The organism is Bartonella elizabethae F9251 = ATCC 49927 (genome assembly GCF_000518165.1).
GTDB classification, from domain to species: Bacteria; Pseudomonadota; Alphaproteobacteria; order Rhizobiales; family Rhizobiaceae; genus Bartonella; species Bartonella elizabethae.
In genome coordinates this window covers 17,071-30,879 of record NZ_JADB01000019.1, presented here as the reverse complement: position 1 = coordinate 30,879, position 13,809 = coordinate 17,071, and the positions used below count along the sequence as shown (strand labels likewise).

Sequence of the window (13,809 nt, the reverse complement as noted above, 5' to 3'; positions counted from 1 at the left end):
ACCACAGCACCAACCCTCGCACCACGGCACCAACCTCCGCACCACGGCAGCAGCCCCCGCACCACGGCACCAACCCCCGCACCACGGCACCAACCCCATACGACAACCTCTTAGCTTACAGTTATACGTTTTTACGATTTTACTTATTCACAGAAATCTTTAGAGAGCCGATAATCATTACAAGACTATTGATTTAATTTCCCTTCAAACAAAGGTAAACGTAAAATAAAAAAACAACGCACCATACCCCCTACGCTCCCTCAAAACTGTGAAGCAATGGCATGATCTAAAATAATGTCTCCCCTTATAACGAGAACAATACGCATTTTTTCATTGCTGCATCTCATTGCCACCTAACCACCTTATGGTAAAAAGCAGATAGCACCGCATGTACCCCTTACCGTATCTCTTCAGCGCCCCTCAAACCTTCTTCAAATTTCACTCTTCCATGCAACTTTCCCATCTCTCAGTTCTCCACACCATTCCAACCTCTACACTTCCGTTCACCCCCCTCTTCATCCAATCATCCGCAAACCCTCATGCTCTTGACAAAGCACACACCCTTTGCCTTTACAGTTCAAGGTTTTTACAATTTTGCTTATTCATAGAATAACAGTAGAGAGCCAATGAACATTTCAAGACTATTGATTTAATCCCCCTTTCCGCCAATTTCCCCACACACTTTCTACCTCCCCCATCCTCCACCCCCAACTCCTGCACACCACGCACCAACCCTCGTACCACGCACCAGCCCCATCCCGAAATGCGCTTGAAAATGCAAGGTTTCTTCTCTGCTATTTTCTGTAAATAATTAAAATCGTAAAAATGTATAACTGTAAAGGCAAAGGATGTGTGCTTTGTCAAGAACATGAGGATTTGGGGATAATTGAATGAAGAGTGTGGTGAATAGAGGTGTAGAGAAAAATGGAGAAAGTGGAAGAGCACAGGAGTAAAAGGTTGAATTGACACCATGCCCCACACCATGCCCCAACCCTCGTACCATGCCCCAACCCTCGTACCATGCCCCAACCCTCGTACCATGCACCAACCCCTCACCACAGCACCAACCCCCGCACTACGGCACAAACCCCCGCACCACAGCACCAACCCCTCGTACCACGCAGCAGCTTTATCACGAAATGCACTTAAAAACGCAATGTCTCTTTAAAAGAAATTCGTGAATATGCTCGATAAGAATAAATGATTAAGAGTCGTAGTATATTGTCTTTCTTATCTCATTTTATGCTTGTCAATTGTTTGAAGGAGCTAAGGCAAATCAATAGGCTTTGAGAGCAGTGAAGACTGTGATGATGATTATCGGATCTCTCCTTTTTTCTGTAAATAATTAAAATCGTAAAAATGTGTAACTGTAAAATGAACTATAAGAATGTATGCTTTGTAACCAGCCTCCACACCACAGCACCACCTCCCCATCCTCCACCCCCAACTCCCCCACACCACGCACAAACCCTCGTACCACGCACCAGCCCCATCCCGAAATGCGCTTGAAAATGCAAGGTTTCTTCTCTGCTATTTTCTGTAAATTTATAAAATCGTAAAAATGTATAACTGTAAAAAATAGTAAGAATATCTGTTTTGTAAGAACAATGATGTGGGGAAAAAAGATCGGGAAAAAGGCACAAATGAAAGAGATAAAGATAGCATGCTGCTCGTGGAGTCATCAGTACCGTGCTACATTGAGAGCCATAGAAACTATAATATAGCTCTTATCTCATTTTATGCTTGTCAATTGTTTGAAGGAGCTAAGGCAAATCAATAGGCTTTGAGAGCAGTGAAGACTGAGATGATGATGATCGGATCTCTCCTATTTTCTGTAAATGATCAAAATCGTAAAAATGTGTAACTGTAAAAAACAGTAAGAATATCTATTTTGTAAGAACAATGATGTGGGGTAAAAAAGATCGGGAAAAAGGCACAAATGAAAGAGATAAAAGATAGCATGCTGCTCATGAAACCATCAGAGCCGTGGTATAGTGGAAAGCATAAAGATAAACCATTAGAGATAGGGGATTAGAGCAAAGATAGGGCAAAGCTTCTTTCTCACGTAAAGGAAACTCCTTTCAAAAGCGTAAGAAACAAAAGAAATAGACAAAAAAAACGGGTCGAAAAGACCCGTTTCTTTATTATTTCTAGGAAAAAGAGCTTAGAAATCCATTCCGCCCATTCCGCCCATTCCACCAGCTGGCATTGGAGGCATTGGAGCATCTTTCTTTGGCATTTCAGCAACCATTGCTTCTGTTGTAATCAGAAGGCTCGCAATTGAAGCCGCATTCTGAAGAGCAGAACGAACCACCTTCACAGGGTCAACAATTCCCAAAGCAATCAAATCACCAAACTCACCCGTTGCGGTGTTGTAACCAAATGTGTCAGTATTATTTTCCAACACCTTGCCAACAATGATAGCCGCTTCTTCACCGGCATTGGTTGCAATTTGACGCGCAGGTGCTTGAAGAGCACGACGAACGATATTGATCCCTGCTTCTTGGTCAGGATTACTTCCCTTAACGCTCAACGCACTTGCTGCACGCAACAATGCGGTACCACCACCAGCAACAATACCTTCTTCCACAGCGGCACGTGTTGCATTCAAGGCATCATCCACACGGTCTTTCTTTTCTTTCACTTCAACTTCTGTTGCCCCACCCACACGGATAACAGCAACACCACCAGCAAGTTTAGCCAATCTTTCTTGCAATTTCTCACGGTCATAGTCAGAAGTTGTTTCTTCAATCTGCGCTTTAATCTGATTAACGCGTGCAGTAATTTCAGCCTTTTGTCCAGCCCCATCAATAATGGTGGTGTTTTCTTTAGAAATATTCACTTTCTTAGCACGACCCAGCATATCCAAAGTGACATTTTCAAGCTTAATGCCGACATCTTCAGAAATCACCTGACCCGATGTCAAGATAGCGATATCTTCAAGCATTGCTTTACGGCGATCACCAAATCCAGGTGCTTTTACAGCAGCAATTTTCAAACCACCGCGCAACTTGTTCACCACGAGCGTTGCCAAAGCTTCGCCTTCCACATCTTCAGCGATAATAAGAAGGGGTTTTCCAGACTGCACAACCGCTTCCAAAACAGGGAGCAAGGATTGCAAATTAGACAATTTCTTTTCGTGAATAAGAATGTAAGGATCATCAAGATCCGCCACCATTTTCTCAGCATTGGTCACAAAGTAAGGGGAAAGATAGCCACGGTCAAATTGCATTCCTTCCACAACTTCCAATTCGGTTTCAGCGGTTTTAGCTTCTTCCACGGTAATGACGCCTTCATTGCCCACTTTTTCCATGGCATTTGCAATCATTTTACCAATTTCTTCAGCACCGTTTGCAGAAATGGTCCCTACTTGTGCAATTTCTGCTGAAGTTTGAATTTTTTTGGCTTTTTTGAAAAGATTAGCCACCACTTCATCGACAGCAGCATCAATTCCGCGTTTAAGATCCATAGGATTCATGCCCGCAGCAACAGCCTTAACGCCTTCTTGCACAATTGCTTGTCCCAACACCGTTGCCGTTGTTGTTCCATCCCCAGCAATATCGTTGGTTTTAGAAGCAACCTCGCGCAACATTTGCGCACCCATATTTTCGAACTTATCTTCCAGTTCGATTTCCTTTGCAACGGACACACCATCTTTTGTGATGCGTGGCGCACCAAATGATTTATCAATCACCACATTGCGCCCTTTAGGGCCGAGTGTCACCTTAACCGCATTAGCAAGGATGTCGACACCGCGCAATAAACGTTCACGCGCTTCACGGCCAAATTTGACTTCTTTAGCAGCCATTTAATTTCTCCTTGGAGTTTTTTCAAAATAGTACACAATGAAAAATTGAGGGACTTTCAATTAGCCCATAATTCCCATAATGTCAGATTCTTTCATGATTAAGAGGTCTTCCCCATTAATCTTGACTTCAGTTCCAGACCATTTTCCAAACAAAATACGGTCCCCTGTTTTGACTTCTAAAGGCACACGCTTTCCGTTATCATCCAGAGCGCCATTGCCAACAGCAATCACTTCGCCTTCTTGTGGTTTTTCTTTTGCTGTATCAGGAATGATAATCCCACCAGCGGTTTTATTTTCAGATTCAACCCGACGAACAACGACGCGGTCGTGAAGTGGGCGGAATTGTATATTAGCCATGTTTTAAATCCTTAAAACTGAACATAATTGCATTAATCTTAGAAAGTTCTTGCTAGCACTCTCTAAGAGTGAGTGCTAACACTTTCCAAGATATAAAATCGGCCTTTCTCAATGTCAAGGATAGGCATAAAATAATTTGTCTCTATAATTTCTCTATAAATAAAGCTTCCACGTCTTGCTTCTTCTTGGCATTTCGCGTTATCTAGCTTTTTTAAGAACCCGTGAACAAATAAAGGATCTTATATCATGGTTGAAACACGTCAGGAAACGGATAGCTTTGGAACGATTTCGGTACGCCAAGATCGTTATTGGGGAGCACAAACTGAACGTTCTCTGCATAATTTTAATATTGGCAGTGAAAAGCAGCCTCTTACCATCATTTATGCCCTAAGCCTTGTGAAAAAAGCCGCTGCCCTTGTCAATATGGACAAAGGCAAACTTTCTCCCAAGATTGGCAAAGCGATTGTTACAGCGGCTGATGAAGTTCTCTCTGGCGCTTTTGATGAGCATTTTCCTCTTTCTGTTTGGCAAACAGGCTCAGGAACCCAAAGCAATATGAATGTCAATGAAGTGATTGCCAACCATGCCAGCATGCTTTTGGGGGGAAAATTGGGCAGCAAAAAGCCTGTTCATCCCAATGACCATGTCAATATGAGTCAATCCTCCAACGATTCCTTTCCCACAGCGCTTCACATTGCCACCACTCTGCAAACACGCCAACATCTTTTTCCTATTCTTGAAGCGCTCATTACCACTTTCAAGAAAAAAGAAGAAGAATTTGCCGACATCATCAAAATTGGACGTACCCATACACAAGATGCCACACCCTTAACGCTTGCCCAAGAATTTTCAGGCTATCGGGTTGCGCTGGAAGCCAATCTTCATCGGATTGAAACAGCCCTTTCTGATGTTCAAATGCTTGCTCAGGGCGGAACAGCTGTAGGAACAGGGCTCAACGCCCCGAAAGGCTTTGACGTTGCTTTTGCAGAAACAATCAGCACCCTCACAGGAATATCTTTTAAGACGGCGCATAATAAATTTGAAGCGCTGGCGCATCATGGTGCTCTTGCACATTTCCATGGCAGCTTGAATGCCTTAGCCGCTGATCTCTTTAAAATTGCCAATGACATTCGGTTTTTAGGTTCTGGTCCCCGTTCTGGCTTAGGCGAACTCAACTTGCCTGAAAATGAACCCGGCTCCTCTATTATGCCCGGCAAGGTTAACCCCACCCAGTGTGAAGCCATGACCATGGTTGCAGCCCAAGTTTTTGGCAATCATACGACTGTCACCTTTGCCGCCAGTCAAGGGCATTTTGAACTCAACGTCTATAAACCTGTTATTGGCTATAACGTTTTACAATCGATTACCCTTCTTGGAGATTGCATGCGTTCTTTTGATATGCATTGCATTCAAGGATTACGTGCCAATCGCGTTCATATTCACGCCCTCATGGAGCGCTCACTGATGTTGGTCACAGCTCTTGCTCCAGAAATTGGCTATGAAAAAGCAGCTGAAATTGCCAAAGCAGCGCATAAAAATGATACAACTTTGCGCACTGAAGCTCTTAAAGCAGGTGTTTCTGGAGAAGATTATGATCGGCTGGTTGATCCCAAAAAGATGATCGCTCCCCAATAAAAAATCTAATAAAGAAGGTGCGAAACATCTTCAACCTTATCCCTCAAAGCCATCGGGGCGTGAGCACCCCGATGATAGTTGCCCACACTGTTTATTTGAGGCTCTTGTCTCTATTTTAGCTTTAGTCAAAAGGAACTCGTGCCCCAGAAATTGGCTATGAAAAAGCAGCTAGAATTGCCAAAGCAGCGCATAAAAATGATACAACTTTGCGCACCAAAGCTCTTAAGCCCAAGTGTTTTTAGGAGAAGATGATAATCGGCTGGTTGATCTTAAAAAAGATGATCGCTCCCCAAGTAAGAATCTAATAAAGAAGCTGCAAAACATCTTTAACCTTATCCCTCAAAGCCATCGGGGCGTGAGCACCCCGATGATAGTTGCCCACACTGTTTATTTGAGGCTCTTGTCTCTATTTTAGCTCTGGTCAAAAGAGGGCATATATTATTTTTATTGAGAATTCCAAATACCTTGAGATTCTCTCATTTCAACGCTGTTTATATTCAATCAATCCAAACGCTGTGCTTGGGAAACGTCACAAGCAAGCGTAGCATAGCGATAAAAACAATGGGAAAAAGAACATTGCTGTTTTTCTCAAGCCCTCAAGGCTATCGTCACACAAGAGGAGTCACAAGACTAAAAACGGACAAAGAATAACAAGGCCTCCTCCTGCCCTTTTTAAAGACGAAAAACATGGATATCCAGATATATATGGAGCAAAAAGATAGCAATCATTATGGATAATGTATTTATACATTAACAATAAAAAGTATTTTTATACCTACAAAATAATATTTTTCAACAAGATAAAATTTTATTTATTACTCCATAATGTTTTATATAATGTAGAGAACACTGAAAGAATACAGCCAAAAAAATCCTTAAAAAATAAGATATTCGCGGAGAAAAGCAAGATAAACACGTTTTTTTAAAAACGCTTAACACTGAAAAATTATGGATTTTTGATATATTTTATTTTTTCATAATGAAATTATATATAGATTTTTTTAACTAATTTATGCATAATACATCATGTAATTGAAATAAATTGGGGACGTTTTATGAATACAAAATGTTTAATTGCACTCTCTCTTTTCACTTTTATGACTGCTTCAACAGCGCAAGCGGCTGATACAGTAATATTTCAACCATCAAAGCCGAATGTTACAGCGCCAAGAGGCTTAGCTCCAAGGATTGCGCCAGTGACTGTTTCCGCGCCTTTTTCTTGGACTGGTTTTTATTTTGGTGGACAAATTGGACATGTTTCCATTAACAGCACTTTAAATTACGCACCAGAATCCAATGGTGGGAAATGGGCTTGGGTCAACAGAGATCTCTCACCCAAACCATCAGGATTTGTTGGTGGTTTTTATGCAGGTTCTAATATCGATTTAGGAGATAACCTTATTGTCAGTTTTGATACGGATATGATTTGGTCTGGACGGAAAAACACCCAAACGGACACTGGCAAACAAATTCTCGATAAATTAGACTCTCTTAACGCAGCCTTTCAAGAAGCTGGGATTCCTCTTCTAACATCTGCTACTCGGGATGCAATGATCCCCGACGCTGATGATCTTGTTGTAAGCAGTGTTACATTGAAAGAAAAATGGTCTGGCGCTCTGCGCGCGCGCATTGGTTTTGCTTCCCATCGTCTTATGCCTTATATTGCAGGGGGTGTTGCCTACACACAGATGCAATATATCCTATCGCTTTTAACAAAATCGCAAGAAGATTCGACAGTATTTGCTTCTGGCAATGTGTTTGATAAGACAAAAAGAATGATTGGTTATACTGTTGGGGGTGGCTTTGATCTTGCCATGACAGATGACATTATCATGCGTACAGAATACCGTTATACAGATTTTTTTAAACAGAAATTTGCCAATGATGAACTTAAAATGAGTGCCCAAGAGCATAATTTTCGCCTTGGCATCGCTTATAAATTCTAATCTCTTGTAGAAAAAATAAAACGTTCAAAAAACCCTGTTAAAAGCAGGGTTTTTTTATGTCTCTCTCCCCCTTTAAAAAAAACGAAGCCTCTAAAAACCAGCGCTAAACCGTCCAGCTTCTCGAAAACTCCTATCCTCTCCCCCTTTTAGAGAACGCATTTAAAATAGAAGAGCTTTACCCTCACGACCATTGTAATGAAATAAGGAAGAACACGGATATTTGTTTAAAACAAAGACGCATACTGCGAATCAAAAGCAGCTGATGATGATGACATGGACAACACCATAAAAAGAAGGGTGTGCATTTTTCAAGCTTTTCTTCACGCCTCTCAAAGGAAGGTTTCTTCATCGATAAACAATCTGGTTATTCATTATCAATTCACCGCCTTTTTCCTCAAGTAAAATCACTTGATAGGGTCACGGGAATTACTTTTCGCACCCCCTCTCAAAGAATAAAGATTTTAAAGCCCATTGCAAAACCTATATCGGTTTGTAAAGAAACGATAACTCTTGAGTGAATTCCTCTTGATTTCCCATTTCATGGGAGTCACTTAAACTGAAAAACGCTATGGACAATCTCTCACTTAAAAATTCAAGACACACTAAAAAAATACTGAAACGGCTTGCCTTCTATCACCCCACTTCAAATGACACCGTTTACAACTGTTCTATGCAGAGTAGCACATGGGGATTGTCTTTCTCTGTTTGTGTCATTTGTAAAATGAAAGAGACAGTCTCATTGGAGAAGAACAGGAAATTGTAAAGCTCCCAAAAGCATTTATGGAAAGCCGTTTCCAGCCTTCCCCTCACGACATCTTCTTGACGACTTTCAAAAGCCTCTAAAGCAGTATCTTTTAAAGAGTAGAGTTCAGGCTTTTGTTTCTCAACCCATTTGGGTTTACCCGCCATAGGAGAGTGCTCCAAACCAAACATAAAGAATCCGATAGTTTTATTTATTGGTGTAAACTCTGAGGCGTATATCCATATTTTATCTCACAGCCAGAAAAAAAATCCCGTATCATATTTAACTGAAATGTATTCTCGTACTTTTTTCTATTTTCAAAATTAACTAAAATGAACTCGGGAGATGCGATACATATTAGAGCGAACACTTCTGCCAAATGGAATCTCTCCGATAAAGGAATCGTCACACTATAGGGTACGCTATTTTTTTTCATACATTCTATGTTACGCACCCACTTTTGTTTATATTTTTTACTGTCTAGATTTCTTATCTCTGAAATAACATCTGTACCTATTTGTATCCCTAAAAAGAACGGATGACTCTTTGAATAGCTTCAAATAGGGTTGAATATAGATATACCCCCTGTTGCAATCCGAAAATATTTTTTACAAATGAGACACATATATTTATGAAATAAATCATAATCGAGCTCAAAAGGCTCTCCACCAGAAAGAATAATGAGATCAGATTTTATGTCATTTATTGTATATAAAGATTCAGGCAAGGCGTCATCTCTCACCATACATTCTATCGAATACGGACAATGATTGCAGCCCGCACTGCAATTTTCATGACAAATTACAATATTACCGCTCATGAAATTTCTTATTCAAGTTCCTATAATCCAATACTAATTGTTTCATGAAAATATTTTCGTATAGACAAAGATCAGAAATTTTTTTAGCCACAAACGCTTTTATCATTGGTAAAGCTTCATCCTTTGATAGAGACAGCAAATGAGAAATATAGTCTATCCGTTCTTCTAAATTGAGAGATAATCTTGGACTGGTGAAAAATGTTAAGATATCCAATTCCGGACTGGCTTCTTGACATAAGTCCCAATCTACTACCCTAAAAGAATGATCAGGAGTAACAATGATATTATCAGGCTGTAAATCTCCATGTGATAAGATTATATTCTTGCTTAATCGATCTTGAAAAATCTTATTGATTTGATCAATAATCGCCTTTTGATGTAGCAAATCCATTTGGCTCAATACAGTCCCCCGGATAAACTCCCATTCGACGACTTCATCGCAAAGTGTTATCAAATTTGGTGCAGGATAGAGACTTTGTCGAAAAGAGCCATCCTTGATGTTTTCATTAATGCACGATGCTTCCGGATAAATTTGCCCGTAGCAAAACTCTTGATGCTTACGTTTCAAGAAATGTTGTTTTGACGATTGTGCATTTTCAGGCTGTAACCAAATGATTTCTTGTTTTCTGAAAAAAATAATTAAAGCAGACACCGCAAAAATCACAGCCATAACCACTGCCATCCACAAATTAGCTTGCCAGAATGTTGAAAAAATATGACCGTATAAAAAACTGAATGCAAAGGATACAACCGCTGTAATAATGGCTGTAAATGATAAAACAGTCGCGATAGCTTTGGGATCAATCAATGAATTTATAAGAAGAGACGACAGATAAGATCGATAAGCAGATTTAAAAACACAGAGCAGTAAAAATCCTAATATAAGAGCCGCAATGATTTGAAATGACATGAGAAAAAAAGCAATGGTTACCATACAACCAATCATTAAGACGGGAAAAATAGGATTTTGAAACTTTGAAAAATACTTCTGAAACAATATATTGGAACTTGCTGAAAAAAAATTCCCAATAATAAAAATAATCGAAACCAAAATAGCAGGTTGAAATGGCAAAAAATCAGAAAATGCGATAGAAACAGTTCGATTATTAACCAAAATAGCAAAAGCTGAAACTGCACTTAAAAAAATAAGAGTAAAGCGATAAGGATTTTTGACTTCTTTACGGCTGGCGCACATAACTTTGAAAATACTCGGATGAGCGTTGATATGAAAATTATCTAATCCCTTCGTCAGTTTTGAAAACATAAAGATAGCAAAAATTAATGAGAGGACTTGAAAAATCACAGGCAATGCAGGATTCACATAATAAAGTATTCCCCCTAAAAAAATAAGTACCGTTGTTACACTATAGGTAACAGCAGCCACTTCGGACTTAACGGAAAACAGTGTGCGATGCTTTGGGACGATAGAAAAGAGTAAACTATCTTCCGCACCGGAGAAACAAGCGGCTGCTAATGTAATACACAACAAATAAGTGGCGTAAGCAAAATAGGCATAATTCATAAAAAGAGCTAAAAAACCGCAAAGAAAGAAAAACAGCCCAGTATAAATAACGCGCTTACTTCCATAAACATCTGCTAATAAACCCAAGGGGACTTCTAAGATCAAAGGAAGCAATAAAAAATAACTACCGATTAAAACAATATCCGCTTGCGACAAATGCAATTTTTCCGACAAAAAAAGGGGTAAAACAGCAACCACGAGAGCAGTAGACTTGCTAATACTATAAATCTTAAATTGCTTAACCTTATCCATAAAATACTTGTCCCACGACATCCGCTACATGCGCCAGATTCTTTCAAAGATTTTAAAACGCTTTGAGCAGACCAATCTATTGCCTCATAATTTTGTAGATTCCCAAAAGCTTCTGAATAAAAGCAATTTTTTAAATCTCCATTATAGTCCAATACTAGGGATGAAAATGGAAATAAACACATTAACGGCGACGAAACGTACGTAGAATTTTCGCCTAAGTAATCATGAATACAATTTACAAAATTTTGTGACGTCCATGAGATTTTTCTTTCTTGGAACTTTTTATCTCTATAAATCTGGAGGGGAGATTCTTTCCTTGATAATTCATCTCTCAAATGAAAAAGTAAGGCGTTTGGCGGAAGAGTTTTGTTTCTTAAAGTCTTAGATTGATCCCCTTAGATTGATCGTTTGTATTATTTTTTCTAGAAAAACTAAATGACGACGTATCGAGCGGGCTGAATCCGATATAATCGACATCTTTGCTTATACAAAAATCGATAAAATGAATAATATTTTCTAGAATCTCTTTGGTAACTGTTGCTCTTATTCCTATACTTTGCAGAGGTTGAAGATTCTTAACTGTTTCAATGTTTTTCCACACGCGATCAAATTTATTCGCCCCCCGTATATCATAATATCCTTGGACACTCGTCGAATCCATAGAAATAACAATTTCTTTTATGTCATACTGTAAAATCCATAAATTTTTATGCAATAAGATGCCATGGGTATTTAATTCAACAGGCAGACCTAGTTCATTCAACGTTAATAAAATATCTTTAAGTTTCGGATGCATTAAAGGTTCTCCCCCAGAAAGCATCACTGAGGCAGCTCCTTTTTCTTTCAACATTCTAAATAAGGGCATTAAACTTTCTGGAGTATGCCAATTTTTTTCCTTAATCTTCCAGCAATCGCACATGATACAAGGGCTATTGCAATTCTGGATAATATGTATGATAGGTGTTACAGGTACCCATAATTTTTTAAGATCAAAAATCGAATCTGATGCACTAATCAAGTTTTCCTTCTTTAAAAGAAAACCATTCTTTTCTAGTTCTCTTAACAAAATTGAAAAATCTGATGCTAAAATCTCTGTCTCTACATTAAGCTTTGCTGCAACAGTTTCAATTTTCTGATTCTGTAAAAAAACTGAATCAATTAAAATTATAGCTGAATCATTAAGCACAATAGTCTGAAAATCATTTAATCTAGTTATGCTATTCTCGTCGAGATTAATACGAAACATCTCCCCCCCTAAACTGTTTCTTAATAATACAATAGATAAGGGCGCAGCAGCACCCTTATCCTGCTTTTTTATTTTTTTCTATCTCGCACCAATGGTTTATAACAAGTTAAAGTTGCACTATTTACAGTGCCAATCACCTGCGGCTTTTGATATGACACAATATCCTCCTCATATTGTTATGAGGTCCCTTAATGTATATTCAAGAAAATTAGTGTTTTGTAAAAAGTCTGAGAATTTACAATTTTATAACCGTAACCTACAACTTTATAATTGTAAAGCCAATTTAACTGTATTACGCAAGATTCAGTTTGAAAAACAAATTGGCCTATACCGGTATAAATCGAAAAACTCTTGTGCTCAGCTCATTTCCATTTTAATGATTAAGTTCATTCAAAAAGTATTATTCTTGATTTCAATGGCTATTTCACTTCAATCGCAATAAGAAATATGCAACGCTCTACTTTATCAAGTAATTTTAAAAAGGTTTTTTGGGGCTGAAAATAAAGAATAGTTGTTGCGTTAATCAGCTTCTCAGAAGAAAAATTTTTCAATTATTTTTCTGTTTTAATTGTAATTTTATGAAATACTCCTTGCGGTAAAATTACCTTTAAAAGAGGTTCTACTCGACACCAAAATACAAACTTTTATTTCTTATTAAAGATACAATCATATTGATTTATAATGATAATCTCGTGTTATTCATATTGAATGAGAATCCCGAATAACGTAAGATTCTCTCATTTCAAATCTGTTTATCTTGAAGCAAGAAAAACCACTTGGCAGCACATAACAAGCGGGATGAGTGTGTGGATCAAATTTATTAAAGACAAGAACTAAAAATGGCCCTTATAACCGTCTGAATACAAGATCTGTCCGCAACATTTTAGGGCTGGAAAATGGTGTGATGATGCCGACTTGCTTCTTCATAAGCGTAAAGATGGAGGTGCTCAATGGATTTTACGGTATACACTTAATAAGATTCATGAAAAGGTGTGTTCTTATACAGTTTTATGCGACGCAAGCGCATCCGGCTTGTAAACATGGTTTTGACTGATTGGCAATCAACAGATTTTAAAACAAGAGCCCCCTCTCATCTTCAAGGTTGTTCATTCAACAGACAAAATAATGAATACCCTTGATAAATCCCAATGTTTTACAAATCCCAGGATTTTATAAATCAATATGGCGCACTCTGACAGGATAAAATGGAAGTCTTTATCAAAGTGGTGCGGGTGGTCGGACTCGAACCGACACTCCTTTCGGAACCAGATTTTGAGTCTGGCGCGTCTACCAGTTCCACCACACCCGCACTTGTATTATAAAAGACAGACTTGTCGCTTATTCTTTTGCACTATATGAAGAAGCATAGATTCGTCAACAGCAGACTTCTGATTTTTTAAGAATTTCTCTCATTTTCTTCTCTGTTTGATGGAATATTTTCTTTATCGAATTGATAGCAAACTCATTTGTAAAGTTTTTAC

At 38.8% G+C, this 13,809-nt stretch carries 7 protein-coding genes, 1 tRNA gene and 1 pseudogene; 3 read left to right on the top strand and 6 right to left on the bottom strand.

The window, feature by feature from the left end; translation table 11 throughout:
- Positions 1-2,164: 2,164 nt before the first annotated feature.
- Both groL and groES read right to left on the bottom strand, forming a co-directional pair.
- On the bottom strand, positions 2,165-3,808 hold the full coding sequence (gene groL / locus T429_RS0107785; RefSeq protein ID WP_005774668.1) for a chaperonin GroEL: 1,644 nt from the start codon (positions 3,806-3,808) through the stop codon (positions 2,165-2,167).
- Positions 3,809-3,868: 60 nt separating this feature from the next.
- The gene (gene groES, locus T429_RS0107780; protein WP_005774667.1) at positions 3,869-4,165 is read right to left on the bottom strand and encodes a co-chaperone GroES; all 297 of its coding nucleotides are present in this window, start codon (positions 4,163-4,165) and stop codon (positions 3,869-3,871) included.
- A gap of 246 nt (positions 4,166-4,411) precedes the next feature.
- On the opposite strand from groES, the gene fumC (T429_RS0107775) reads away from it, so the two are divergent.
- From fumC (T429_RS0107775) to T429_RS0107770, 3 genes and pseudogenes are all read left to right on the top strand, one after another.
- On the top strand, positions 4,412-5,800 hold the full coding sequence (gene fumC / locus T429_RS0107775) for a class II fumarate hydratase (RefSeq protein WP_005774666.1): 1,389 nt from the start codon (positions 4,412-4,414) through the stop codon (positions 5,798-5,800).
- A 140-nt stretch (positions 5,801-5,940) separates the two neighbouring features.
- Positions 5,941-6,105, top strand: a pseudogene (fumC, locus tag T429_RS11300) (class II fumarate hydratase); the annotation flags it as partial.
- A gap of 750 nt (positions 6,106-6,855) precedes the next feature.
- Positions 6,856-7,746: an outer membrane protein gene (locus T429_RS0107770; protein ID WP_005775251.1), complete on the top strand. Its 891-nt coding sequence runs from the start codon at positions 6,856-6,858 to the stop codon at positions 7,744-7,746.
- Positions 7,747-8,403: 657 nt separating this feature from the next.
- Here the strand turns inward: T429_RS0107770 and T429_RS0107760 are convergent.
- From T429_RS0107760 to T429_RS0107735, 4 genes are all read right to left on the bottom strand, one after another.
- Entirely contained in the window at positions 8,404-8,655 is a 252-nt protein-coding gene (locus T429_RS0107760) for a hypothetical protein (protein ID WP_026500949.1), read from the bottom strand.
- Between the two features lie 642 nt (positions 8,656-9,297).
- On the bottom strand, positions 9,298-11,082 hold the full coding sequence (locus tag T429_RS0107750) for an MFS transporter (RefSeq protein WP_005775248.1): 1,785 nt from the start codon (positions 11,080-11,082) through the stop codon (positions 9,298-9,300).
- Between the two features lie 373 nt (positions 11,083-11,455).
- Positions 11,456-12,328: a radical SAM protein gene (locus T429_RS09890; RefSeq protein ID WP_005775247.1), complete on the bottom strand. Its 873-nt coding sequence runs from the start codon at positions 12,326-12,328 to the stop codon at positions 11,456-11,458.
- A 1,224-nt stretch (positions 12,329-13,552) separates the two neighbouring features.
- Positions 13,553-13,637, bottom strand: a tRNA-Leu gene (locus T429_RS0107735).
- Positions 13,638-13,809 lie beyond the last annotated feature (172 nt).

Excerpts from the sequence above, each read along its gene's own strand:
- T429_RS0107770 (WP_005775251.1), top strand. The coding sequence starts at position 6,856 with ATGAATACAAAATGTTTAATTGCACTCTCTCTTTTCACTTTTATGACT.
- groL (WP_005774668.1), bottom strand. The coding sequence starts at position 3,808 with ATGGCTGCTAAAGAAGTCAAATTTGGCCGTGAAGCGCGTGAACGTTTA.
- fumC (WP_005774666.1), top strand. The coding sequence starts at position 4,412 with ATGGTTGAAACACGTCAGGAAACGGATAGCTTTGGAACGATTTCGGTA.
- T429_RS0107760 (WP_026500949.1), bottom strand. The coding sequence starts at position 8,655 with ATGGCGGGTAAACCCAAATGGGTTGAGAAACAAAAGCCTGAACTCTAC.
- T429_RS09890 (WP_005775247.1), bottom strand. The coding sequence starts at position 12,328 with ATGTTTCGTATTAATCTCGACGAGAATAGCATAACTAGATTAAATGAT.
- groES (WP_005774667.1), bottom strand. The coding sequence starts at position 4,165 with ATGGCTAATATACAATTCCGCCCACTTCACGACCGCGTCGTTGTTCGT.
- T429_RS0107750 (WP_005775248.1), bottom strand. The coding sequence starts at position 11,082 with ATGGATAAGGTTAAGCAATTTAAGATTTATAGTATTAGCAAGTCTACT.